Source organism: Stenotrophomonas sp. 24(2023) (assembly GCF_030913365.1).
Classification (GTDB): domain Bacteria; phylum Pseudomonadota; class Gammaproteobacteria; order Xanthomonadales; family Xanthomonadaceae; genus Stenotrophomonas.
Genome location: NZ_CP133160.1, coordinates 1,380,308 through 1,402,991 on the forward strand (window position 1 = coordinate 1,380,308; position 22,684 = coordinate 1,402,991).

The 22,684-nt window shown below is 69.1% G+C and carries 21 protein-coding genes and 2 riboswitches; of the genes, 10 read left to right on the forward strand and 11 right to left on the reverse strand.

Annotated elements, in window-relative coordinates:
• Positions 1 to 112: 112 nt before the first annotated feature.
• Both Q9R17_RS06095 and Q9R17_RS06100 read right to left on the reverse strand, forming a co-directional pair.
• A complete protein-coding gene (locus tag Q9R17_RS06095) occupies positions 113 to 667 on the reverse strand; it encodes a DUF3106 domain-containing protein (protein WP_308157540.1) in 555 nt (184 codons plus the stop codon).
• On the reverse strand, positions 660 to 1,664 hold the full coding sequence (locus Q9R17_RS06100; protein WP_308157541.1) for a hypothetical protein: 1,005 nt from the start codon (positions 1,662 to 1,664) through the stop codon (positions 660 to 662). The genes Q9R17_RS06095 and Q9R17_RS06100 overlap by 8 nt, the downstream gene beginning before the upstream one ends.
• Positions 1,665 to 2,077: 413 nt before the next feature.
• On the opposite strand from Q9R17_RS06100, the gene Q9R17_RS06105 reads away from it, so the two are divergent.
• On the forward strand, positions 2,078 to 4,255 hold the full coding sequence (locus Q9R17_RS06105; RefSeq protein ID WP_308157542.1) for a primosomal protein N': 2,178 nt from the start codon (positions 2,078 to 2,080) through the stop codon (positions 4,253 to 4,255).
• A 30-nt stretch (positions 4,256 to 4,285) separates the two neighbouring features.
• Here Q9R17_RS06105 and Q9R17_RS06110 read toward each other — a convergent pair whose 3' ends face one another.
• Positions 4,286 to 4,906 (reverse strand): glutathione S-transferase, encoded by a 621-nt coding sequence (locus Q9R17_RS06110; protein WP_308157543.1) that lies wholly within the window; start codon positions 4,904 to 4,906, stop codon positions 4,286 to 4,288.
• 79 nt (positions 4,907 to 4,985) lie between these two features.
• On the opposite strand from Q9R17_RS06110, the gene Q9R17_RS06115 reads away from it, so the two are divergent.
• The gene (locus Q9R17_RS06115) at positions 4,986 to 5,177 is read left to right on the forward strand and encodes a hypothetical protein (protein ID WP_308157544.1); all 192 of its coding nucleotides are present in this window, start codon (positions 4,986 to 4,988) and stop codon (positions 5,175 to 5,177) included.
• Between the two features lie 33 nt (positions 5,178 to 5,210).
• Here Q9R17_RS06115 and Q9R17_RS06120 read toward each other — a convergent pair whose 3' ends face one another.
• Positions 5,211 to 5,975: an NYN domain-containing protein gene (locus Q9R17_RS06120; protein WP_308157545.1), complete on the reverse strand. Its 765-nt coding sequence runs from the start codon at positions 5,973 to 5,975 to the stop codon at positions 5,211 to 5,213.
• Positions 5,976 to 6,090: 115 nt separating this feature from the next.
• Between Q9R17_RS06120 and Q9R17_RS06125 the strand changes: the two genes are divergently transcribed.
• On the forward strand, positions 6,091 to 7,368 hold the full coding sequence (locus tag Q9R17_RS06125) for an NAD(P)/FAD-dependent oxidoreductase (RefSeq protein ID WP_308157546.1): 1,278 nt from the start codon (positions 6,091 to 6,093) through the stop codon (positions 7,366 to 7,368).
• Between the two features lie 147 nt (positions 7,369 to 7,515).
• Here Q9R17_RS06125 and Q9R17_RS06130 read toward each other — a convergent pair whose 3' ends face one another.
• Both Q9R17_RS06130 and Q9R17_RS06135 read right to left on the reverse strand, forming a co-directional pair.
• On the reverse strand, positions 7,516 to 7,947 hold the full coding sequence (locus Q9R17_RS06130) for a nuclear transport factor 2 family protein (RefSeq protein WP_308157547.1): 432 nt from the start codon (positions 7,945 to 7,947) through the stop codon (positions 7,516 to 7,518).
• A 68-nt stretch (positions 7,948 to 8,015) separates the two neighbouring features.
• Complete coding sequence (locus Q9R17_RS06135; RefSeq protein WP_308157548.1) at positions 8,016 to 8,291, reverse strand: GIY-YIG nuclease family protein; 276 nt, start codon at positions 8,289 to 8,291, stop codon at positions 8,016 to 8,018.
• 39 nt (positions 8,292 to 8,330) lie between these two features.
• Positions 8,331 to 8,420, forward strand: a riboswitch (glycine riboswitch).
• A gap of 13 nt (positions 8,421 to 8,433) precedes the next feature.
• Positions 8,434 to 8,537: riboswitch (glycine riboswitch) on the forward strand.
• Between the two features lie 84 nt (positions 8,538 to 8,621).
• Here Q9R17_RS06135 and Q9R17_RS06140 point away from each other — a divergent pair.
• Entirely contained in the window at positions 8,622 to 9,239 is a 618-nt protein-coding gene (locus tag Q9R17_RS06140) for a trimeric intracellular cation channel family protein (protein ID WP_308157549.1), read from the forward strand.
• 176 nt (positions 9,240 to 9,415) lie between these two features.
• Here Q9R17_RS06140 and Q9R17_RS06145 read toward each other — a convergent pair whose 3' ends face one another.
• The 3 genes from Q9R17_RS06145 to Q9R17_RS06155 form a co-directional block, all read right to left on the reverse strand.
• Complete coding sequence (locus Q9R17_RS06145) at positions 9,416 to 10,489, reverse strand: 3-deoxy-7-phosphoheptulonate synthase (RefSeq protein WP_308157550.1); 1,074 nt, start codon at positions 10,487 to 10,489, stop codon at positions 9,416 to 9,418.
• A gap of 284 nt (positions 10,490 to 10,773) precedes the next feature.
• Complete coding sequence (locus Q9R17_RS06150) at positions 10,774 to 12,072, reverse strand: HAMP domain-containing sensor histidine kinase (protein ID WP_308158292.1); 1,299 nt, start codon at positions 12,070 to 12,072, stop codon at positions 10,774 to 10,776.
• A 32-nt stretch (positions 12,073 to 12,104) separates the two neighbouring features.
• Entirely contained in the window at positions 12,105 to 12,812 is a 708-nt protein-coding gene (locus Q9R17_RS06155) for a response regulator transcription factor (protein ID WP_308157551.1), read from the reverse strand.
• 104 nt (positions 12,813 to 12,916) lie between these two features.
• On the opposite strand from Q9R17_RS06155, the gene Q9R17_RS06160 reads away from it, so the two are divergent.
• Complete coding sequence (locus Q9R17_RS06160; RefSeq protein WP_308157552.1) at positions 12,917 to 13,828, forward strand: aspartyl protease family protein; 912 nt, start codon at positions 12,917 to 12,919, stop codon at positions 13,826 to 13,828.
• Between the two features lie 68 nt (positions 13,829 to 13,896).
• The gene (locus Q9R17_RS06165; protein ID WP_308157553.1) at positions 13,897 to 15,057 is read left to right on the forward strand and encodes a serine hydrolase domain-containing protein; all 1,161 of its coding nucleotides are present in this window, start codon (positions 13,897 to 13,899) and stop codon (positions 15,055 to 15,057) included.
• A gap of 103 nt (positions 15,058 to 15,160) precedes the next feature.
• On the opposite strand, the gene groL is transcribed toward Q9R17_RS06165, so the two are convergent.
• Both groL and Q9R17_RS06175 read right to left on the reverse strand, forming a co-directional pair.
• Positions 15,161 to 16,810 (reverse strand): chaperonin GroEL, encoded by a 1,650-nt coding sequence (gene groL, locus Q9R17_RS06170; RefSeq protein ID WP_108766502.1) that lies wholly within the window; start codon positions 16,808 to 16,810, stop codon positions 15,161 to 15,163.
• 83 nt (positions 16,811 to 16,893) lie between these two features.
• A complete protein-coding gene (locus Q9R17_RS06175; RefSeq protein ID WP_006396661.1) occupies positions 16,894 to 17,181 on the reverse strand; it encodes a co-chaperone GroES in 288 nt (95 codons plus the stop codon).
• A 268-nt stretch (positions 17,182 to 17,449) separates the two neighbouring features.
• On the opposite strand from Q9R17_RS06175, the gene Q9R17_RS06180 reads away from it, so the two are divergent.
• The 4 genes from Q9R17_RS06180 to Q9R17_RS06195 all read left to right on the forward strand — a co-directional run bounded on the left by Q9R17_RS06180 (position 17,450) and on the right by Q9R17_RS06195 (position 22,580).
• The gene (locus tag Q9R17_RS06180; RefSeq protein WP_308157554.1) at positions 17,450 to 19,243 is read left to right on the forward strand and encodes an endonuclease; all 1,794 of its coding nucleotides are present in this window, start codon (positions 17,450 to 17,452) and stop codon (positions 19,241 to 19,243) included.
• Positions 19,244 to 19,327: 84 nt separating this feature from the next.
• Complete coding sequence (cutA, locus tag Q9R17_RS06185) at positions 19,328 to 19,666, forward strand: divalent-cation tolerance protein CutA (RefSeq protein WP_308157555.1); 339 nt, start codon at positions 19,328 to 19,330, stop codon at positions 19,664 to 19,666.
• Positions 19,666 to 22,023 carry a protein-disulfide reductase DsbD domain-containing protein gene (locus Q9R17_RS06190; protein ID WP_308157556.1) on the forward strand — a complete coding sequence of 786 codons (2,358 nt, stop codon included), beginning with the start codon at positions 19,666 to 19,668 and terminating at the stop codon, positions 22,021 to 22,023. Before cutA ends, Q9R17_RS06190 begins: the two co-directional genes overlap by 1 nt.
• On the forward strand, positions 22,020 to 22,580 hold the full coding sequence (locus Q9R17_RS06195) for a TlpA disulfide reductase family protein (protein ID WP_308157557.1): 561 nt from the start codon (positions 22,020 to 22,022) through the stop codon (positions 22,578 to 22,580). Before Q9R17_RS06190 ends, Q9R17_RS06195 begins: the two co-directional genes overlap by 4 nt.
• Positions 22,581 to 22,684: the final 104 nt, after the last annotated feature.

A 22,684-nucleotide genomic window follows, 5' to 3' on the forward strand; every position in this document is an offset into this window, starting at 1 on the left:
GGCGTTGCAGGACGCGACTACGGTTGCGCGCGAAGGGCACAGGCACCGGGTAGCGGGCCGCCATTTTACGCGCGGGCGGCACCAAAAAGGGGCCTGTCCGGCCCCGATGGGGTTACTGCCCGGCCTGACGCTTGAGCCAGCTGTCGCGTTCGGCCGCTGGCACCGCCAGGAACGCGCTGCGTACGCTGTCGCGATCCTGTGGCGGAGTGCGCTGGGCCACCAGTGACAACTGGACCAGTTGTGCCGGGCTGAGCTGGCGCAGCACGGCCAGCGTGGCCTCGCGCTCCCCGGCGGGCACGAACCCGAACAGGCCCTGCAGCTTCGGGAACGCAAGGCCCAGCTGCGGCCCCAGGCGCCAGCCATCGCGGAAGGCCTGGTCCTGGGCGTTGAACTGCGTGCGCAGGCGCTGCTGCTGGTCGGCCGGCAGGGCGTTGAAGCGCGCAGCGGCCTGGCGGATGTGCTCGCGCTCGCTGTCCGGCAGGGCCCGCCATGCCGCGTAGTCGGTGCGCCGCTGGCGCTGCTGCGCCGGGTCCAGCTGCTGCCACGGGGCCGGCCCGACGGCGGTGCTGCTATCCGGGGCGGGCAACGGCACCGGCAGGCGGTTGTTGGGGGTGGCAGCGGCCAGCGCCGGCACCAGCAGCAGGATCGGCAGCAGCATCTTATTCATCAGCCGCCGCCGTCTCCAGTGCGGCACCCACCGGCTCGGGGCGGGTGGGCTTTGGAGTGGATTCGTCCACCGGCAGCGGACCACCGGCGGCCATCCAGGCATACAGGTCCGCATCGGGGACCAGGGCCGAATCACGATCGGCCAGCATCTGGGCATCCTCGGCCGCCTGCGCCCCGGCGGCGGCAGGCCCGGGGCTGACCGTGCTGTCCGGCAGCGCTTCCACGCTGACCGGGCCGGCTTCCGCCACGACCCCGTCGGGCAGATCGCCCGCGGCGGCCACCGTGCGGCCCTGCCAGTGACGCCAGCCCAGTGCGGCCAGCAGCAGCACCACCACCGTGCCCAGCAGGATGGCCGGGCCACGCCAGCGCGGGCGGCCGCCCCCACGACGGCGCCGGGGGGCGGGACGTTCGTCCGCCACGGGGGCACGCCAGCTGCGGCTGTTGTTGTCCTTGCTGCCCGGCGCCGGCGGCGCGGCCGGCTGCTGCAACTGCTGCAGGCGCTTGAGCGGCAGCTCACGCACCTGCTGCTGCACCCGCTCGGCCACGGCACGCCAGGCCACCGCATCGGGCTGGCCACGGCCGTCACGCGGGCAGGCCTGGGCCAGCAGGGCCTGGTAATGCGCCTCCTCCTGGTCAAGCACGCGCGCGGCAATGCCTTCATCCAGGCTGCCCCCCACCCGCAGCAGCAGGGCCAGGCGCGGCAGCGGCGGCAGCGTACCCAGGTGCTGCAGCGGTGCCGGCCAATGGCCTCCGGCCGGTTCACGCAACGCCTGGCGCTGGGCGAGCAGGGCCCAGAAGCGGGGTGGCCACTGTGCCATCGGCAGGTCGCTGGCCACGGCGGTGAAGGCGCGCATCACCGCCACTAGGGCCTGCTCGGCACGCGCGGCATCACCACACTGCAGTTCAGCAACCACCAGGGCACGGCGCTCGACGCCTCGCAGGAAAGCCGACAGCGCAGCGGCCGCAGTCGGGGAAACAGGGGCGGGCGCAGCCGTCATCAGTCACTCCAGGGATCTATCGGAATGATAGCGGCAGCCCATCGATGGCCGGCAGGACTTGCGCCGCCGGGCGCTTCGTGCTGCAGGTTGTGCACAGCGTCAAGAAACCCTGCGGGAAAACCCCTGTGACGGTGGCCATTCACCCTGTTTCAGCTTTGTTTCACATGCAAAGTATTGATTTAAATATACTTTTGTATGTGGCTATTTTTTGACCAACCCGAGCGTAACGCCGTTGCCATCGGCATTGGAGCGCCTCGTATACCGTTAACGCACAACGTTATCCACAGAAGATGTGGATAAGACTGAATCTCCAATAGACACCGATATTTAGGTGGCATTTATGGTCCGCCCCATGACTGTCGCCCTTGCCCGACCCCGGCCAGCGCACGGCACCGGACCGCTACACTGGCCCGATGCCTGGACCCATTCCGACCCTGCAGGTCGCCCTGCCCGTGCCGCTGCCGCGGCTGTTCGACTACCTGGCCCCGGACGGCCCGGCGCCGCAGGTCGCGGTGGGCTGCCGGCTAAAAGTGCCGTTCGGCAACCGCGAGCTGGTCGGCCTGGTGGCGGGCCATGGCCAGCTGGATGACGGGCAGGGGCTGCGCCAGGCACTGGCCTGGGCCGATCCAGCCCCGCTGTTCCAGGGCGAGCTGTGGCAGAGCCTGCAGTGGCTGGCGCGCTACACCCATGCCCCGTTGGGCGAGGTGCTCAGCACCGCCCTGCCCGCCCCCCTGCGCCAGGGCGATCCGCTGCCGGACACCCACCACTGGGGCTGGCAGCTGACCGCCGACGGCCACGCCCAGCGCGACCGGCTGCGGGCCGGCAGCCGCCCACGGCAACTGGCCGAGCTGCTGGCCGACGCCGTGGTGGACGAGGACGTGCTGGGCGCACGCATGGAGGACTGGCGCGGCGCAGCGCGCAGCCTGGCCAAGCGCGGCCTGGTCGAGCGCATCGGGCTGAGCGTGGCCCCGCAGCACGCCCAGCCCTTGCCGGGACCCCGCCTGAACCCGGAACAGGCCGCCGCCGTCGCCGCGATCAACAGCGCTGACGGCTTCCAGCCCTTCCTGCTGGACGGAGTGACCGGCAGCGGCAAGACCGAGGTGTACCTGCAGGCCATCGTGCAGTGCCTGGCACGCGGCGGCCAGGCGCTGGTGCTGGTGCCGGAAATCGGCCTGACGCCGCAGACCCTGGCCCGTTTCCGCGGGCGCCTGGGAATCGCCGTGCACGCGCTGCATTCGGGGTTGAACGACAACGAACGCGCGCGCGTGTGGGCCGCCGCCGCGCGCGGCGAAGCACGGGTGATCGTCGGCACGCGCTCGGCGGTGTTCACGCCCCTGCCTGCGGCCGGGCTGATCATCATCGACGAGGAACACGACGGCAGCTACAAGCAGCAGGACGGCATCCGTTACCACGCGCGTGATTTCGCGCTGGTACGTGGCAAGGCGCTGGGCGTGCCGGTGCTGCTGGGCAGCGCGACGCCGTCGCTGGAATCGCTGCACAACGCGCATGCCGGCCGTTACGCCCACCTGCGCCTGAAACAGCGTGCTGGCGATGCGCGCCCACCACGGGTGCGCATCCTGGATGTGCGCAAACGGCCGCTGCGTGATGGCCTGTCCGCCGATGTGCTGGAGGGTATCGGCCAGCACCTGCGCGCGGGCCAGCAGGTGCTGGTGTTCAAGAACCGCCGCGGCTATGCACCGGTGCTGCTGTGCCATGACTGCGGCTGGACCGCGCCGTGCCAGCGCTGCGACGCACCGATGACCGTGCACGGCGGCGGCCGCCGGCTGCAGTGCCACCACTGCGGCGCACGGCAGCCGGCACCGCTGGCCTGCCCCGCCTGCGGCAGCCTGGCGCTGCAGCCGCAGGGCATCGGCACCGAACGCCTGGAAGAACACCTGGCCAGTGCATTCGCCGATTACCCGGTGGTGCGCATCGACCGCGGCACCACTGCGCGCCGTGACGCACTGGAACAGCAGCTGGCCACGCTGGGGGACAGGGCCGGCATCCTGGTCGGCACGCAGATCCTGGCCAAAGGGCACGACCTGCCCAAGCTCACCCTGGTGGTGGTGGTGGGCATCGACGAAGGGCTGTTCTCGGCCGATTTCCGCGCCAGCGAGAAACTGGCGCAGCAGTTGATCCAGGTCGCCGGCCGCGCCGGCCGCGCACGCGACCCGGGCGAAGTCTGGCTGCAGACCCACCACCCCGGCCACCCGCTGCTGGAAACGCTGGTCAGCGGTGGCTACCACCCGTTCGCGCAGGCCGAACTGAACCAGCGCCAGGCCGCCGGTTTCCCGCCGTTCGCGCACCTGGCGCTGCTGCGTGCCGAAGCGCAGCAGCTTGAGCATGCCAATGCCTTCCTGCTGGCCGCACGCAGCCTGCTGGGCGAACAGCGCGCGGTGGATGTCTATGGGCCGATGCCGGCACCGATGCCACGGCGTGCGGGCTACCAGCGCACCCAGCTGCTGCTGTCGTGCGCGCAGCGGCCGCCGCTGCACGCATTGCTCGATACGCGGGTGCCGCAGCTGTACGCACTGCCGGAGGCACGCAAGGTGCGCTGGTCGCTGGATGTGGACCCGGTGGATCTGTACTGACGGCGGTGCCGGGCATGCCCGGCTTCCCCCTTACGTCATCGAGGTCATCACGCCGCGCTGGTACGCCGGGCGCTCGCGCAGGCGGGCGTACCAGGCTTCCAGGTGCGGCATGTGCGGGCGCTGGATCGGCATTTCAAACCAGGCATAGACCAGTGCGCCCAGCGGAATGTCCCCCATCGCGAACTGCTCGCCGGACAGGTACGGCTGCCGGGCCAGCGTGGCATCGGCCATTGCCAGCAGGTCGCTGGCCTTCACCAGCGCGGCATTGATGCGGGTTTCATCGCGGTCGGCCGGTGCCGTGCGCATCACGCCCCAGATCAGTTCCGAGTACAGCGGCGCCATGCGCGAAATGGTCCAGTCCATCCACTTCTCGCCCTGCGCGCGCTGCGCCGGGTCCAGCGGATACAGCGTGCCTGCGGCATGGCGTGAGGCGAGGTAGCGCACGATGCTGTTGGATTCCCACAGCACCAGGCCTTCATCCTCGATCACCGGCACCAGCCCGTTGGGGTTCATCGCCGTGTATTCGGAGGTGCGGTTGCCACCGAAGCTGCCGCCGACCTCGATCGATTCGTAGGCCAGGCCGAGTTCTTCCGCACACCACACCACCTTGCGGACGTTGCTGGAATTGCGGCGGCCCCAGATCTTCAACATGCGGGTATTCCTTGCAGGCAGGCGTGCGCGACGATGGCGCGGAGCCGCTACGATACGCCCATCGACAAGGAGTGACGAGATGAACGCATGGGATGTGGCCAACTACACGCTGCTGGCACTGGGCGTGACCGCGCTGGTGCTGGGGTACCGCCGTTCCAGCCGCAACCTGATGCTGTGCGCCGGGCTGTTGCTGCTGGCCTCCAACGGTGTGGAGGACTTCAGCAGGGGCGTCGCCGAAGGCTATGCCAACGCGGGGGCACGCACGCTGTGATGCCCCCACGACTTGGACGGGCATGGCCCGGCGCTACCTGACCTTCTTCGGCAGTGCGCGCACGTAGGAGGACTTGCCGTCCTTCTTGAGTTCGAACAGGCCGATGGCGGCCAGCAGGTCGCTGAGCTTGCCATAGCCATAGTTGCGCGGATCGAACGAAGCCTGGTTGCCGATCTGGCTGCCCACCGGCCCCAGGTGGGACCAGCCATCCTCGCCTTCGGCCGAAGACACGGCCCGGCGCAGCATCTTCACCAGGCGCGTGTCGCTGCGCAGTTCCGCACCGGACTTGCGCGGGCGTGCCTCGTCACTGGCCACGGTTTCGCTGGGCGCCTGTTCGACATCCGGCGTGGAGGCATGGGCCTGCCCCAGTGCTTCCAGGTAGGTGAACTTGGAACAGGCATTGACGAAGGGCTCGGGGGTTTTCTTCTCGCCGAAGCCATACACCTTCACCCCGTCGGTCAGCAGGCGCATCACCATCGGGGTGAAGTCGGCATCGCTGGACACGATGGCGAAACCGTCCAGGTTGCGTGCGTACAGCAGGTCCATGGCATCGATGACCATGGCCATGTCCGAGGCGTTCTTGCCCTTGCTGTAGGCGAACTGCTGGATCGGGCGGATCGCGTACTCGTGCAGCACGGCTTCCCAGCCCTTCAGGCGCGGGCTTTTCCAGTTGCCATAGGCGCGGCGGACATTGGCCACGCCGTAGCGCGCCACCTCTGCCAGCACTTCATCGATCTTCGAGGCCGGCGCATTGTCGGCGTCGATCAGCAGGGCGATGCGCTTTTCCGGTTCGGACACAGGAACTCCTCGGCGGCTGTCTGAACTGCAGTATGCGCCTTGCCGCTGGCACGCGACGTGACGTGCGAAGATGACGCTCGATTCCCCCCCACCCTCCCCACACTGGAGTGAATCGATGAGCCGTGATCGTGTCCCCCACCTGATCATCGTCGGCGGCGGATTTGCCGGCCTCTGGGCCACCCGCGCCCTGGCCGGCGAACGGATGCGCATCACCCTGGTCGACCGCCGCAACCATCACCTGTTCCAGCCGCTGCTGTACCAGGTGGCCACCGCCGGCCTGTCCGCACCGGACATCGCCGCGCCGCTGCGCCACATCCTCGGCCAGCAGCGCAACGTGGAAGTGCGCCTGGGCGAGGTGGTGTCCATCGACAAGGGCGGGCGCCAGGTCCACCTGGCCGACGGCACCGCGCTGGGCTACGACACGCTGCTGCTGTGCACCGGTGCCACCCATGCCTACTTCGGCAATGACCAGTGGGCCGAGGATGCGCCCGGCCTGAAGACCCTGGATGACGCCATCGCGCTGCGCCGCAAGCTGCTGCTGGCCTTCGAACGTGCCGAGGCCGAACCGGACCCGGCGAAGAAGGCGGCGTGGCTGAGCTTTGCAGTGGTCGGCGGCGGCCCGACCGGCGTCGAACTGGCCGGCACCCTGGCCGAGATCGCACGGCACACGCTGCGCAATGAGTTCCGCCATATCGACCCGGCCAGTGCCAAGGTGCGTCTGGTGGAAGCCGGCCCGCGCGTACTGTCCAGCTTCCCCGAGGTGCTTTCGCTCAAGGCCCGCCGGCAGCTGGAAAAACTCGGCGTGGACGTGCTGACCGGCACCCCGGTCAGCCACATCGATGGCGAAGGTTTCCAGCTGGGCGGGCAGTTCATCGCCGCGCGCACCGTGGTCTGGGCCGCCGGCGTTGCCGCCTCGCCGCTGGCACGCACGCTGGAGGTGCCGCTGGACCGCGCCGGCCGCGTGCCGGTGCAGCCCGACCTGACCCTGGACGGGCACCCGGACATCTTCGTGGCCGGCGATCTGGCCGCCGTCAGCCAGGCCGACGGCAAACCGGTGCCGGGGGTTGCCCCTGCGGCCAAGCAGATGGGCAAGCACGTGGCCGCGACGATCCGCGCACGGCTGCACGGCAAGCCCTCTCCGGGGCCCTTCAAGTACGCCGACTTCGGCAACCTGGCCACCATCGGCCGCATGGCCGCGATCGTGCACCTGGGCCGGCTGCAGCTGTCCGGCATCCTGGCGTGGTGGTTCTGGCTGGCCGCGCACGTGTTCTTCCTGATCGGTTTCCGCAACCGCATCGTGGTGCTGCTCAACTGGGCCGTGGCGTACTGGAGCTACCAGCGCAGTGCGCGGATCATTTTTGGCGATGACCAGGAGGATCGCCGGCCCCGGTAACTTGCTGCGCCCTATCCACGCATGGCGTGGATCTACCCGAGCAGGCAATCCTCCTGATCATGCTGGAAGATGATTCACGCACTGCACTCGACCGGTAGATCCACGCCATGCGTGGATGGCGGGCCTCTGCGTTGCGCCGGGCATTGCCTAGTCCGCTTTCGGCTTCGGGTACCACAGCGCGTTGACGATGACCCAGCGCTGGTCGAAGCGCCCCATGTGGAAGTAATCGACAAACCATGGGGTTTCCAATCGCACCGAGGCGGCATTGCCGGTCACATCGAGTACGGTGCAGCGGCGGTCCCATTGGTCCTTCGGGGTCTTCAGCGCCCCCTGCCGGGTCAGTGCGACCAGTTCCTCCTTCGACATCCGGCGCAGGCCCAGGCGCTCGTCGGGCGTATCCCCCAGCACCGCGCGCTTGGCCAGGTCCGGGTGCAGCGAACGGGCCACGCGCTGCGGGTCACCTTCCAGCTGGCCATCCACGTAATCGTGGCAGGTGGCCTCGATGGCGGCGATCGTGGCGGGATCGGCGGTGGGGCTGGCAGCGGCGGAAAGTGCAAACAGCAGGGCAACGGCGGACATCCGGATCTCCAGCGCTGAGGGCGGGGCGATCATCGCATGGGATCACCCCATCCACGCATGGGGTGGATCTACAGGGGGGCCGGATCCGGCGCCAGCAGCCAGGCCAGCTTGCGCTCGCGCGGCTGCTGCTTGAGCTGCCATTCGGCACGCGAGGCGGCAGCGCGATCCGGGTACTCACGCACGGCCAGGATGCGCAGCGGCGGACGGGCGCGGGTATAGCGCGCGCCCTTGCCGGCCTGGTGGGCGGCGAAACGGGCGTCCACGTCGGTGCTGATGCCGGCGTAGAAGCTGCCGTCACGGCATTCGAGCAGGTACAGGAACCACGGACGGAGGGACGGGGCCATGCCCGGATTATGCCGTGCTGCAGTGCAGCGGATATACTGCCCCCGGATGCAGGAGAGAGGCGCCGCGCTGGCGCCCGCCGAAGGCGCAGGCTCCCATGATCGCTCAGGCCGGTGGGCTGGAATCCCACCAACCATGCATCCGACTCGCCGAGCTGGAGAGAGGTCCCCGGGCATGCCCGGGACGATCCGCCGAAGGGGCACGCGGCCCACGCCGCTGAACTCTCAGGCAAAAGGACAGCGGGAGCGGCACCGGTCATCCTCATCCCGTCATTGCGCAGGCAATGGCGTGATGGGCGCATGGCCGGCCCATCCGCGCCCGGAGCCTGTCCCATGCTGCTGTCCATCATCTACCTGATCGCCATTTCCGCCGAAGCCATGACCGGCGCGCTGTCCGCCGGCCGCCGCCGCATGGACCTGTTCGGCGTGGTCATGATCGCCTGCGTGACCGCCCTGGGCGGCGGTTCGCTGCGCGACATCCTGCTCGGCCACTACCCGCTGGGCTGGGTGAAGCACCCCGAGTACCTGGGCTTCACCGTGTGTGCGGCGCTGATCGCCACCTGGGTGGCGCGCTGGATGCACCACTTCCGCCGTACCTTCCTGGTACTCGATGGCCTGGGCCTGATCGCCTTCACCCTGATCGGCTGCGCGATCGCACGCGATGCGGGCCACGCCACGCCCATCGTGCTGATCGCCGGCATGCTGACCGGTGCGTTCGGTGGCGTGCTGCGCGACATCCTCTGCAACGAAGTGCCGCTGATCTTCCAGAAGGAACTGTACGCGATCATCTCGCTGCTGACCGGTGCGGCGTACCTGCTGCTGCTGTACTGGAACGTGGCCGACAGCGTGGCCATCCTGTGCTGCCTGGGCGGCGGCTTCGCGCTGCGCCTGCTGGCCATCCATTACCGCTGGGAAATGCCCAAGTTCGTGTACCACGACGAGGTGCATTGAAGGGGCCGGGGCACGCCGCCCCGCTCCACCACCCCGGCGATGGACCTGGCGCTGGCGCGCATGCGCAGCGCCAGGCGCATCGCCGGTGCGGACGCGGACGCTGCCAACACAGCGTCCACCATTGATCGCGGCCGCACCCCCGCAGGCGCAGGCCGCCATCCACACGCGTGCCGCACTCAGGCAGCTTCGGACACCGTCTCCTCACGGCGGGCGCGAACGGCAAGGGCGAGCCGCTCCAGCACCTGCACGGTGGTGTCCCAATCGATGCAGCCATCGGTGATGCTCTGTCCGTAGATCAGCGGCTGCCCTTCCACCAGCTCCTGGCGGCCACCCACCAGATGGCTCTCGATCATCACACCAACGATGCGCTGTTCGCCGTCTTCCAGCTGAACGGCGATGTCATCGATCACCCGGGGCTGGTTGTCCGGATTCTTCAGGCTGTTGGCATGGCTGGCATCGACCATCAGGCGGGCCGGCAGCTTGGCCTTGGCCAGCACCTGGCAGGCCTCGGCGATGCTGGCCGCATCGTAGTTGGGCTGCTTGCCGCCCCGCAGGATGACGTGGCAATCGGGGTTGCCGGCGGTGGCCACGATGGCGGTGTCGCCCTGCTTGGTGACCGACAGGAAATGATGCGGGTTGGACGCCGCACCGACCGCATCGGCGGCGATCTTCACGTTGCCATCGGTGCCGTTCTTGAAGCCGACCGGGCACGACAGCCCCGAGGCCAGTTCGCGGTGCACCTGGCTTTCGGTTGTGCGCGCGCCGATGGCGCCCCAGGCGACCAGATCGGCGATGTACTGCGGCGAGATCACGTCAAGGAATTCGACACCGGCCGGCAGGCCCAGCTTGTTGATGTCGCGCAGCAGGCCCCGCGCCACGCGCAGGCCCTTGTTGATGTTGAAGGTGCCGTCCAGGTCCGGGTCGTTGATCAGGCCCTTCCAGCCCACCGTGGTGCGCGGCTTCTCGAAGTACACGCGCATGACGATTTCCAGTTCGCCGGCCAGCGCGTCACGCAGCGGCTTCAGGCGCCGGGCGTATTCGATGGCAGCGACGGGATCGTGGATCGAGCAGGGCCCGACCACCACGGCCAGGCGGTCGTCGCGGCCATGCAGGATCTCGTGCAGGGCCGCGCGCGAGGCGCTGACGGTGGCGGAGGCTTCATCGTCGCAGGGCAGCAGCGCCAGCAACTGGGCCGGCGGTGTCAACGGTTCGATCTTGCGGATGCGCAGGTCGTCGGTATGGGGGGGCATGGGGGAGATCTCCGGAACGTTGGGGGTCCCCAGCGTGGCGGCATGAAAAAAGCCGCCAGGTTCGCTGGCGGCTTTCGGGAATGCGTCTGAAGGTTTCTTCAGGGTGAGCGCAGTCCTTCCTCCGCCAGTGGCTTCGGAAAGTAATACCAGTAAAAGCGGGTAGCGGCTGCGTTCATGGGGCTATTGATAACACAGCTTTTGCGCAGTGCAAAATGTTTCAACAGCAACTGCAACAACCGTTCAGGCCGGCGGCAGCGGCAGGGAAGCGTGCCGTCCAGCCCACGTTACGGAGCCCTGCGCAGCAGCAACCGGGCCCTCAATCCCCCCCCCTCGCGATCCAGCAGCTGCAGCTGCCCGCCGTGCTGGCGCGCGGCATTGGCCGCCAGGGCCAGGCCCAGCCCCGCACCGCCGGTGGCGCGGCTGCGCGAGGCCTCGCTGCGCTGGAACGGCTGCAGCAGGCGCTCACGATCCACGAGGGGAATGCCGGGGCCACGGTCCAGAACATCCAGGTGCAGCGTGTCACCGTGCTGCTGCCCATGCAGTTCCAGCGCACCGGCGTAGCGCGCCGCGTTGTCGATCAGGTTGTCCAGCGCACGGCGCAGCAGCAGTGCGTCGGCGACCCACGGCAGCGTTGCAGGCAGATCGGCGTGGATCGCCACGCCACGCAGCCGCGCGGCGTGCACACTGTCCTCCAGCATCGGCACCAGATCCAGCAGCTGCAGATCCGGCGGTTCCAGTTCACCGCGGGCATAGTCCAGCACCTGCGTGATCATGCTGTTCATGCGCTCGATGTCGGCCACCATGCGCGCGGCCTGCGCCGGGGGAGCGAACTCGGCGCGCAGGCGCAGGCCGGTCAATGGCGTGCGCAGATCGTGCGCCACCGCCGCCAGCATGCGTGTCATTTCCTGCGCCTGCTCACGCAGGCGTTCGCGCCCGGCATGGATGGCATCGGCCAGCACCTGCACTTCGCGCGGCCCGTCGTTGGGCAGCGGCGTGGAGGCATGCAGGTCGATCACTTCACTGGCCTCGGCCAGGCGGCGCAGCGGGCGGCCCAGGCGGACGGCGGCCCAGGCGACCAGCGGAGCGAGCAGCACCATCCCCCCCAGCAATGCCAGCAGTGCCTGCCGGCGCCACGCCGACAGGCCGCTGTAGTCGCTGCCCACCACCTGCCAACGCCCGTCGGGCTGCTGCACGCCCAGTTCGAACAGGGGCCACTGCATGGCCGCCAGCAACGCGCCCTGCTCCTTCAGGACACGATCACGGCCACCGCCATCGAGCACCGTACCGCCTTCGATCACCTGCACCTCCGGCACCTTGCCGCCCCCCACCCAGACCAGGCGTACCTGTGCCGGTGGCCGGCCCAGCTGCTGCGCGGCCAGGCGTGACAGCCAGTCGCTGCGGGTGCCCTGTGGCGGCGTCGCGCGCAGGCTCACGCGCAGGCCCACGGCTGCCGCGGACACCTGGCCGCGCTGCACCTGCACGGCCTCCTGCAGGCGCATCGCCGGCGGTGGCGGGCGCGGAATCCAGGCAATGACCAGGATGCTCACCAGCGTGGCCAGCACCACGCTGGTGGTGGCCAGCATCACGATCCAGCGGGTGGTCGACCCGCGCCGCATCACAACCGCTCCACCACCGCACTGAAGCGGTAGCCCTCGCCGCGCAGGGTCTGCACCAGCACCTCGCCGCCGGTGGCGGCCTGTCCGAGCTTGCGCCGCAGGCGGCTGATGGCCAGGTCGATCGCGCGGTCCACGCTCTCGCTGTCATCCCCCCGGGTGAGCTGCATCAACTGCTCGCGATGCAGCACCCGCCCAGCGCGCTCGGCCAACACCTGCAGCAACGTGAATTCACCGCGGCTCAGCGCCACGTCGTTGCCATCGGGTGCGATCAGCTGCCGCTGCGCGGGCAACAACCGCCAGCCGGCAAAGCGCAGCTCGACCACTTCCTGCACGCGCAGCTTGTCCTGCCGGCGCAGCAGCGCGCGCACGCGCGCCAGCAGTTCGCGCGGGTCGAACGGCTTGGCCAGGTAATCATCGGCGCCCATTTCCAGCCCGATCACCCGGTCGGGCGTGCTGCCCATCGCCGACAGCATCAGGATCGGAATGGCCCGCGCCTGCAGCCGGCGGCAGACCGACAGCCCATCTTCGCCGGGCATCATCCAGTCCAGGATGATCGCGTCGGGGCGCTCGGTCTGCAGCAGCTGGTCAAGCGCCACCGCGTCGGCCGCCAGGCGCACCTGGTAGCCCTGCAGTTCCAGGCAGTCGGCGATGGCATCACGGATGCTGGCATCGTCATCGACAACGATGATGCGGGCAGGAGCAGTCATGCGCTCAGTATCCCCGGGCTGTGTATCGGCACGGTATCAACCCGGACATCCGCGCGATACCGCTGCGCGCGTGAATGGCGGCTCCTTCCTGACGGCCCATCGCCATGCCCCTGTTCGCCCTGCTTGCCGCCGCCCTGCCCACTACCGCGCCCGTCCATGCGCTGCCCCTGTGGATGCAGTCAAACCACCCCGCCATCGCTGTCACGCTGGAGGGGCGACCCGAACCACTGCGCTTCGTGGTCGACAGTGCGGCCGGTGCCACGCTGGTCGATGGGCGGGTGGCACGCCGCTACGGGCTGGAGGACACCACCGCACCGGTCAGCCAGGCGCAGGGCGCCAGCGCACAGGGCGCGGAACTGCGCCGCCTGCGCAGCACGCGCTGGCAGCTGGGCAGCCTGCAGTTCGAGGCCAGCGGCGTGCAGGCCGATCTGGGCAACCTGGCCAATGGCGATGCCCCGGCCATCGACGGCATCATCGGCAACGACATCACCGCTCGCTGGGATACGCGCTGGGATTTCGCCGGCGGCACGCTGGCACTGTGGCAGCCCGGCACGCTGGGCAACGGCGCCGGCTGCCAGCCCAATGCACTGCCACACCGCGGGGAGGGCCTGCGCGATTTCGCCATCATCACCGTGCAGTTGGGCCAGCCGCAGGTACCGGCCATCGCGGTGGTCGATACCGGTGCCGCCCAGACCGTGCTCAACCTGGCCGCCGCCCGGGCGTTGGGCCTGCGCATCGATGGCAGCGACGCGCGGGTGCGGGTGCGTGCCAAGGGGACCGAGGGCCTGGGCGGCCAGCCGCAGCCGACCTGGCTGCATGACCTGCCCGTGCTGGCCAGCGCGGGATGGCAACACCCGGCCATGGAAGTACGCATCAGCGCGCTGTCGGTGTTCCGGGCCATCGGGCTGGAGGACCGGCCTGCGCTGATCCTGGGGGCCGATGCCCTGCGTGATGGGCAGGTCGACATCAGCGCCGGCGCCGAACGCATCTGCCTGCGGCGCCAGGCCGGGGGATGACCTTCGGCCATGACGACGGCGCCGGGCCCGCGTAGGATCGGCGCCACGTCCTCCCGGGAGTCCCACGCATGCGCCGTGCTGTCCTGTTGTTGCTGACGCTGTTCCCGCTGGCCTGCCTGGCCGCGCAACGCCCTATCCCTTCCCCTGCGCAGATCGATGCCGAAGCCCGCCGGTTGATGCAGGCCGCGCAGGCCCGCGGCATGGCGCTGGCGGTCATCGACCGCGGCAGGGTGGTGCACGTGGCCGCCTATGGCGAACGCAACGCCGCCGGCGATCCCCTGCAGACCGACACGGTGATGTATGCCGCATCGCTGACCAAGATGGCGTTCGGGCATCTGGTCGCGCAGCTGGCGCAGGACAAGGTGATCGGCCTGGATGCCTCCATCGCCGACGACCTGGCCAAGCCGCTGCCCGACTACGCGGCCGAACCGAAGAAGTACGCCGACTACACCGTGCTGGCCGACGATGCACGCTGGCGGCAGCTGACCCCGCGCCTGCTGCTGAACCACGCCAGCGGCTTTGCCAACTTCGGGTTTCTCGAACCCGACGGCAAGCTGACGTTCCACTTCGACCCGGGCAGCCGCTATGGCTACAGCGGCGAAGGGCTGATCCTGCTGCAGTTCGTGCTGGAACGCGGGCTGGGCCAGGACGTGGGTGCACTGATGCAGCAACGGGTGTTCGACCGCTTCGGCATGCCCCGTACCAGCATGATGTGGCGCGCGGATTTTGCCGGCAACCTGGCCGATGGCTGGACCCAGGACGGCACGGCCGAACCGCACGATGAGCGCAGCCGCGTGCGTGCGGCCGGCTCGATGGATACCACCATCGCCGACATGGCCAACTTCGCTGCCGGCTATGTCAGCGGCAACGGCCTTTCAACGGCTGCGCGGCGTGACCTGGTGCGCCCGCAGCTGCCGATCACCACCGCCAGCCAGTTCCCCACGCTGCAGCCGGAACTGCCGGTGGCGCAGCGTCGCAAGGACCTGTCGGCCGGGCTGGGCGTGGTCACCTTCAGCGGGCCGCAGGGCGCCGGCTTCTACAAGGGCGGCCATGATGATGCGGTGGGCAACACGCTGGTGTGCATCGAACAGGGCCAGCGCTGCGTGGTGATCCTGGGCAACGATGTGCGGGCCGAGGCGACGTTCCCGGCGCTGGTGGCCTTCGTGCTGGGCGATACCGGCGTGCCGTGGACGTGGGAGTACGGGGCGAAGAAGGTGTTCGTGCGCTGAGATCCTCCCCGCAGGGCGTGGATCTGCCGGCGGGCGTAGAGCGGCCCACAAAAAAACCCCGCCTTGCGGCGGGGTTTTCTGATTGCATCGGGAACGCGTGGACTTAGAAGTCCATGCCGCCCATGCCACCCATGCCGCCCATGCCACCGGCGCCGCCCATGGCGGGCTCGTCCTTCTTCGGCGCTTCGGCAACCATGGCTTCGGTGGTGATCATCAGGCCAGCGATCGAGGCAGCGTTCTGCAGGGCCGAACGGGTCACCTTGGTCGGGTCCAGGATGCCGAACTGCAGCATGTCGCCGAACTCGCCGGTGGCGGCGTTGTAGCCGAAGCTGCCGGTGCCTTCCTTGACCTTGTTGATGATGACCGACGGCTCTTCACCGGCGTTGGCGACGATTTCGCGCAGCGGGGCTTCCATCGCGCGCAGGGCGATCTGGATGCCGTGGTTCTGGTCTTCGTTGGCACCCTTCAGGCCGGCCAGTGCGGTGACCGCACGGACCAGGGCCACGCCGCCGCCCGGGACCACGCCTTCTTCAACGGCTGCACGGGTAGCGTGCAGGGCGTCGTCGACGCGGTCCTTCTTTTCCTTCATTTCGATTTCGGTCGAGGCACCGACCTTGATCACGGCCACGCCGCCGGCCAGCTTGGCCACGCGTTCCTGCAGCTTCTCGCGATCGTAATCGGAGGAGGTGTCCTGGATCTGGGTCTTGATCTGGCCCACGCGTGCATCAACGTTGGCCTTGTCGCCCACGCCGTCGATGATGGTGGTGTTTTCCTTGGAAACCTGCACCTTCTTGGCGCGGCCCAGGTCCTTGATGGTGGCCTTTTCCAGCGACAGGCCGACTTCTTCGGAGATCACGGTGCCGCCGGTCAGCACGGCCATGTCTTCCAGCATCGCCTTGCGACGGTCGCCGAAGCCCGGTGCCTTGACGGCCACGACCTTGACGATGCCACGGATGGTGTTGACCACCAGGGTCGCCAGCGCTTCGCCTTCGACTTCTTCGGCAACGATCAGCAGCGGCTTGCCGGCCTTGGCGACGCCTTCCAGCACCGGCAGCAGGTCACGGACGTTGGAGATCTTCTTGTCGTGCAGCAGGATGAACGGGTCATCCAGGTCAGCGGTCTGCGACTGCTGGTTGTTGATGAAGTACGGGGACAGGTAGCCGCGGTCGAACTGCATGCCCTTGACCACGTCCAGCTCGTTGTCCAGGCCCGAGCCTTCTTCAACGGTGATGACGCCTTCCTTGCCGACTTCCTTCATCGCGTCGGCGATGATCTGGCCGATCGACTCGTCCGAGTTGGCCGAGATGGTGCCGACCTGGGCGATCGCCTTGTCGTCGGCGGTCGGCTTGGAGATGTTCTTCAGCTCGGTGACGGCGGCCACGACGGCCTTGTCGATACCGCGCTTGAGGTCCATCGGGTTCATGCCGGCGGCCACGGCCTTGGCGCCTTCGCGGATCAGGGCCTGGGCCAGCACGGTGGCGGTGGTGGTGCCGTCGCCGGCGTCGTCGTTGGTGCGCGAAGCGACTTCCTTCACCATCTGCGCGCCCATGTTCTCGAACTTGTCAGCCAGTTCGATTTCCTTGGCGACGGAGACGCCGTCCTTGGTGATGGTCGGGGCGCCGAAGCTCTTTTCCAGCACGACGTTGCGGCCCTTCGGGCCCAGGGTGGCCTTGACGGCATTGGCGAGAACGTTGACGCCGCGCACCATGCGCGAACGGGCGTCTTCACCGAAACGAATATCCTTGGCAGCCATTGCGATTACCTCATTGGTAGCGCCGGGCCATGCCCGGCGGCTGGGTGTTTGGAATCAGGGGATGGAACAGGTCGCGCCGGGGCTCAGCCGATGACGGCGAGCACGTCGTCTTCGCGCAGGACCTTGTACTCGACGCCTTCGCTCTTGTACGAGCTGCCGGCGTACTGGCCGTAGATGACCTTGTCGCCGACCTTCAGCGACGGCGCACGCACGCTGCCGTTGTCCAGCGGCTTGCCCGGGCCGACGGCCACGACTTCACCCTTGGTGGACTTTTCCTTGGCCGAATCCGGAATGACGATGCCACCGGCGGAGATTTCGTCGGCTTCGATCGGCTTGACCACGACGCGGTCGTGCAGCGGCTTGATGCTCATGTGAGACCTCTTAAGTTGTTGATTGGTCTGAAAAAGTCCGGCGATTTTAGCACTCCCCCCAGGGGACTGCCAGAACCGCACGTGAAGAAACCCGATGACTCGGGACGAAGCAGAGATGGAGACCACCCCGGACCTTTCAAGGGGCGCCTGCCGAAAATTTTTGGGTGACCCACGTCGCGGATCGGGCACGCGCTACCGGTCACTCGATAGCCCTGTCACATGGTTTGGGTAGATTCGGCCGGGAAACATCAATCACAAGGAGTGTTCGATGCGACCGCAGTCCCCGATTGCCCTGGCCTGCCTGCTGGCCCTGGCCGCCAGCCCGGCCCGGGCCGATGTCTTCATCAACGAGCTGCATTACGACGACAGCACGCCCGCCGGCGACGTCGGCGAGGCCATCGAGGTCGTCGCCACCGCCGGCGAGGACCTGACCGGCTACCGCCTGTACCTGTACAACGGCAGCACGCCGTCGGCCGCAACCGTCTATGCCAACACCGCGGTGCCGGCCGGCACCGCCGCCGGCTGCGGCAGCGCCACCCTGGCCGTGGTCACCTACCCGACCAACGGCATCCAGAACGGCCCCAACGACGGCATCGCCCTGGTCGATGCCAGCGGCAAGGTCGTGCAGTTCCTGAGCTATGAAGGCGGCATCACCGCGGCCAACGGCCCGGCGGCGGGCATGACCAGCCAGAACATCCCGGTGGCCGAGACCAACAGCACCGCCCCGGGCACCTCGCTGCAGCTGACCGGCAGCGGCAGCCAGTACGCCCACTTCACCTGGGCCGAATCGGCCGCGCAGACCTTCGGCAGCTGCAACCACGGCCAGGCCTTCAACGGCGGCGGCGGCACCCCGGGCCCGAACACGCCGCCCTCGGTGTCCACCACCACCCCGGCGCAGGGCAGCAGCACCTTCCCGGCCGCCGGCGACCTGGAAGTGGTGTTCAGCGAAACGGTGAACCTGGCCAGCGGCGCGTTCGCGCTGAGCTGCGGCCAGTCCGGGGCCATCGCCCTGAGCCACCCGGCCAGCGGCCGCACGGTCAAGCTGTCCACCAACACGGCACTGGTGGCCGGCGAGGCCTGCCGCTTCGACATCCGCGCCGCGCGCATCACCGATGCCGACGGCGCCCATCCGGCGGCCGATTCGCGCATCGCCTTCACCGTGGCCAGCAGCACCGGCAACCCGGACCCGGGTACCCCCGGCGGCCCGGCCGGCTACTACGCGCGGGTGAATACCTCCAGCCCCAGCCAGCTGCGCTGCTCGCTGCACGCCACCATCAAGGGCCACACGGTGTACCCGTACAGCGGCTCGGGCACCAGCACCTGGACCATCCTGGAAATCGCCGATGAGGACCCGAACAACCCGAACCGGATCCTGGATGCCTACCGCAACCGCAGCTATGCCAAGGTCACCGACCGCGCCGGCAGTGGCGGCGGCCTGAAGTACAACCGCGAGCACACCTGGCCCAACTCGCTGGGCTTTGCCAGCACCACCGGCGACAAGGGCCTGCCGTATGCGCCCTACACCGACACCCACATGCTGTACCTGACCGATGCGCAGTGGAACGCCGACCGTGGCAACAAGCCGTTCGGCACCTGCGATGCCAGCTGTGGCGAGCGCGCCACCGAGGCCAACAACGGCCAGGGCGGCGGCAGCGGCGGCTACCCGGGCAACTCCAACTGGGTGCGCAGCCCGGATGGCAATGCCGGCACCTTCCAGGTATGGGGCCACCGAAAGGGCGACATGGCGCGTGCGGTGATGTACATGGCCATCCGCTATGAGGGCGGCAAGGATGCGGCCACCGGCCAGTCCGAGCCGGACCTGGAGCTGACCGACGACCGCAGCAAAATCGTCAAGACCAGCAGCTCGCCGGCCTACATGGGCCTGCTCTCGACCCTGATCGAATGGCACCTGGCCGACCCGCCGGATGCCACCGAACGCGCCCGCAACGACGTGGTCTACAGCTTCCAGGGCAACCGCAACCCGTTCATCGACCACCCGGAGTGGGCGACCCCGGCGCTGTTCACCTCCACCAAACCGGCCACCTGCCAGCTGGCGAACTGAACCGGCCGGCGGCATCGATTTACGAAATGTTGTATCCCGCTGCCCGGCCCCTGTGGCCGGGCAGCGGCCCTATACTCGGCGGTCATGCCGACTGCCTCGCCCGTTCTGCTGCTGCTCACCACCTGCCCGGACCGGGCCAGTGCCGACCGCATCGCGCACGCGCTGGTGGGCGAACAGCTGGCCGCCTGCGTGACGCGCCTTGAAGGCGCGCAGTCCACCTACCGCTGGCAGGGCGAGATCACCACCGACACCGAGCTGCAGCTGCTGGTGAAAACCACGGCCGCGTGCGTCGATGACGCAATTGCCCGGATTGTCGAACTGCACCCGTATGAACTCCCCGAGTGCATCGCGGTCGAAACCCGGGCCGGACTGCCGGCCTATCTGGATTGGATCCGGGCACAGACCCGGGAGGACGCTGATTGATGACGCTGTTTCGTCGTGCCGCCCTGTTGGGCGCGTTGTACCTGCTCGCCCTGCCCGCCTGGGCGGTCAGCGAGAAAGACCTGCTGCCGGTGGACCAGGCCTTCGCGCTGACCACCAAGGCCACCGCCCGTGACCAGGTGCAGCTGGATTTCAGGATCGCCCCCGGCTATTACCTCTACCGGCACCGCACCAGCGTCAAGGCCGATCCGGCCTTCAATGCCGGCACGCTGCAGATGCCGGCCGGCGACAAGCACCACGACGATTTCTTCGGCGAGGTGGAAACCTACCGGCAGCGCCTGCAGGCCACCCTGCCCGGCGCGCCGACCGACGCGGCCGGTACCATCAGCCTGGAAGTGCATTACCAGGGCTGCGCCGATGCCGGCGTCTGCTACCCGCCGCAGAAGCGCGTGGTGCAGGTAACCCTGCCCGGCGGTGATGCGACGGCCAGCGCCCCGCTGGCCGCGGACAAGGGCACGCCGTTCCGCAACCCGCTGGCCGGCGCTGGCAGCAGTGGCGGCCTGCGCCTGCCGGGCACGGCCAGCACCGCGCAGGCCCTGCCGCTGCCGGCCGAGCAGGCGTTCGGCTTCGATGCCATCGCCACCGACGGCAACACCCTGCTGCTGCGTTTCAGCCCTGCACCGGGCTATTACCTGTACCGCGACCGCACCTCGCTGAAGCTGGAAAACGCCGCCGGCGTGAAGCCGGCCGCGCTGCGCTGGCCGGCCGCGCAGTCGCACCGCGACGAGCACTTCGGCGATGTGGCGGTGTACTTCAACCAGGTGGAAGTGCCGCTGCCGCTCAACCGCAGCCGTGCCGAAGCCACTGACGGCACCCTGGTGGTGACCTTCCAGGGCTGCCAGACCGATGGCATCTGCTACCCGCCGATGACCCGGCGGGTGAAGCTGGCCATCCCGGCGGGCGACACCCGCACCAAGGCCGCCGGGGAAGCTCCCAGCAGCGCCGTCATCGCCACGGCGCAGGCGGTGGATGTGCCGGGCAACCGCGCGGGTACCGACGGGGCGCCGCTGCGCCTGCTGCCCACCGTGCCCAATGCCGCGGCGGCCGACGCCGCGCCCATCGGCAGCGCCGATGCACGCAGCGACAACGCCCTGCGCACCCGGGCACCGGCCAGCACGCCTGATCCGGAACGCTCGTTCCTGTGGGTGCTGATGCTGGCCCTGGCAGGCGGGCTGGTACTGAACCTGATGCCCTGCGTGCTGCCGATCCTGTCGCTGAAGGTGCTCAGCGTGGCGCAGAGCGGCGAGAGCGCCGAACGCGCCCGCAGCCACGCCCTGTGGTACACGCTGGGCGTGCTGGTGGCCTTCGCGGTGGTGGGCGCGCTGATGGTCGGCCTGCGCATGCTCGGCCAGGCGGTGGGCATCGGCTTCCAGCTGCAGCACCCCGGCGTGGTGGTTGCGCTGGCCTTTGTGATGTTCGCCGTGGGCCTGAGCCTGTCCGGCGTGTTCACCCTGGGCGGTGGGCTGGGCAACCTGGGCCAGTCGCTGGCCAACCGCAGCGGGCCGCTGGGCGATTTCTTCACCGGCGCCCTGGCCTGCGTGGTCGGCAGCGCCTGCGTCGGCCCGTTCATGGGCGGCGCGGTGGCCTATGCGTTCATCGCCCCGCCGTTCAAGGCGATGCTGGTGTTCCTGTTCCTCGGCCTGGGCCTGGCGCTGCCGTTCCTGCTGATCGGCTTCGTGCCGGCGCTGGCACGCCGCCTGCCCAAGCCCGGCCCGTGGATGGAAACGCTGAAGAACGTGCTGGCCTTCCCCATGTACGCCACCGCGCTGTGGCTGCTGTGGGTGCTGGGCAAGCAGCGCGGTGTGGATGGCATGGCGCTGGCCCTGTTCGGCCTGCTGCTGCTGGCACTGGGCCTGTGGCTGTACGAGCGCAGCCGCTGGCGCAGCCGCCAGGCAGCCAGCCTGCTGGGCGTGCTGCTGGCGTTGTCGGCCGCGGTGCCGGCCTGGATGGTCACCCGCATGGACCCGCCGGCACGTGCCGCGCAGCCGGTCAGCGAGAACGTGGTGGAGTATTCGCCGGAACTGCTCGGCCGCCTGCGCGCGGACAACCGGGTGGTGTTCGTCAACATGACCGCCGACTGGTGCGTGAGCTGCAAGGCCAACGAACGCGCCGTGCTCGGGCGCAAGGAATTCAAGGACCTGATCAAGCGCACCAACGCGGTGTACATGCGCGGTGACTACACCAATGTCGACCCGGTGATCACCGCCTTCCTGGACGAGCACAAGGCCGTGGGCGTGCCGCTGTACGTGGTGTACGGCCCCGGCGCACCGCCGACCGTGCTGCCGACCGTGCTGACCCAGGCACTGGTCGAAGAAGCGCTGCTGCGCACCGCCCGGTGAACTGGCGCCGGCCCGCACTGCTGTGGACAGCGGTGCTGGCCGGTGGCCTGGGCCTGTGGGCGGGCCACCGCCTGAGTGCCCCGGCCATCCCCCCTGCGGCCGCGCCCGCCGCGCGCGCGGCGGTGGCGCCCCTGCAGCCCGGCGACGCCCTGCCCGCCCTGGTGCTGCCGCAGTTGGACGGACCGCCGCTGGACCTGCGCCAGCACGCCCGCGGGCGGCCCCTGCTGGTGAATGTATGGGCCAGCTGGTGCGCCCCCTGCGTGGAGGAAATGCCTGAACTGGCCCGCTTCGCCCAGGCCCAGGGCCCGGCCGGCGTGCAGGTGCTGGGGCTGGCGCTGGACACGCCCGAGGGTGTGCGCGATTTCCTGCAACAGGTGCCGGTGGACTACCCCATCGTGCTGGAAACGCCCGGCCCGGCCGATGCCAGCGTGCAGTTGGGCAACCGGCAGGGGCTGCTGCCCTACACGGCCCTGTTCGATGCCCAGGGCCGCCTGCTGAAGACCCGGCTGGGGCCCTTCGCCCACGGCGAGATCGAAGCCTGGGCAAGCGCGCCCTGAGCACCCGCGCCCGCAGTTGACCGCCCTGCCCGGGCCCCGCAGAATTCGCGATCAATTCTCATTTGCTGTTGCGCACGGAGACGGGCGGCAGCGCGCCGGTTGCC

Bases quoted from the DNA above. Each gene is read 5' to 3' on its own strand.
- Q9R17_RS06135 (WP_308157548.1), bottom strand. From the start codon at position 8,291: ATGGCCCCGTCCCTCCGTCCGTGGTTCCTGTACCTGCTCGAATGCCGT.
- Q9R17_RS06145 (WP_308157550.1), bottom strand. From the start codon at position 10,489: ATGCCCCCCCATACCGACGACCTGCGCATCCGCAAGATCGAACCGTTG.
- Q9R17_RS06110 (WP_308157543.1), bottom strand. From the start codon at position 4,906: ATGTTGAAGATCTGGGGCCGCCGCAATTCCAGCAACGTCCGCAAGGTG.
- Q9R17_RS06130 (WP_308157547.1), bottom strand. From the start codon at position 7,947: ATGTCCGCCGTTGCCCTGCTGTTTGCACTTTCCGCCGCTGCCAGCCCC.
- Q9R17_RS06115 (WP_308157544.1), top strand. From the start codon at position 4,986: ATGAACGCATGGGATGTGGCCAACTACACGCTGCTGGCACTGGGCGTG.
- cutA (WP_308157555.1), top strand. From the start codon at position 19,328: ATGCCGACTGCCTCGCCCGTTCTGCTGCTGCTCACCACCTGCCCGGAC.
- Q9R17_RS06190 (WP_308157556.1), top strand. From the start codon at position 19,666: ATGACGCTGTTTCGTCGTGCCGCCCTGTTGGGCGCGTTGTACCTGCTC.
- Q9R17_RS06160 (WP_308157552.1), top strand. From the start codon at position 12,917: ATGCCCCTGTTCGCCCTGCTTGCCGCCGCCCTGCCCACTACCGCGCCC.
- Q9R17_RS06155 (WP_308157551.1), bottom strand. From the start codon at position 12,812: ATGACTGCTCCTGCCCGCATCATCGTTGTCGATGACGATGCCAGCATC.
- Q9R17_RS06100 (WP_308157541.1), bottom strand. From the start codon at position 1,664: ATGACGGCTGCGCCCGCCCCTGTTTCCCCGACTGCGGCCGCTGCGCTG.
- groL (WP_108766502.1), bottom strand. From the start codon at position 16,810: ATGGCTGCCAAGGATATTCGTTTCGGTGAAGACGCCCGTTCGCGCATG.
- Q9R17_RS06165 (WP_308157553.1), top strand. From the start codon at position 13,897: ATGCGCCGTGCTGTCCTGTTGTTGCTGACGCTGTTCCCGCTGGCCTGC.
- Q9R17_RS06105 (WP_308157542.1), top strand. From the start codon at position 2,078: ATGCCTGGACCCATTCCGACCCTGCAGGTCGCCCTGCCCGTGCCGCTG.
- Q9R17_RS06150 (WP_308158292.1), bottom strand. From the start codon at position 12,072: ATGCTGGCCACCACCAGCGTGGTGCTGGCCACGCTGGTGAGCATCCTG.
- Q9R17_RS06180 (WP_308157554.1), top strand. From the start codon at position 17,450: ATGCGACCGCAGTCCCCGATTGCCCTGGCCTGCCTGCTGGCCCTGGCC.
- Q9R17_RS06140 (WP_308157549.1), top strand. From the start codon at position 8,622: ATGCTGCTGTCCATCATCTACCTGATCGCCATTTCCGCCGAAGCCATG.
- Q9R17_RS06095 (WP_308157540.1), bottom strand. From the start codon at position 667: ATGAATAAGATGCTGCTGCCGATCCTGCTGCTGGTGCCGGCGCTGGCC.
- Q9R17_RS06175 (WP_006396661.1), bottom strand. From the start codon at position 17,181: ATGAGCATCAAGCCGCTGCACGACCGCGTCGTGGTCAAGCCGATCGAA.
- Q9R17_RS06125 (WP_308157546.1), top strand. From the start codon at position 6,091: ATGAGCCGTGATCGTGTCCCCCACCTGATCATCGTCGGCGGCGGATTT.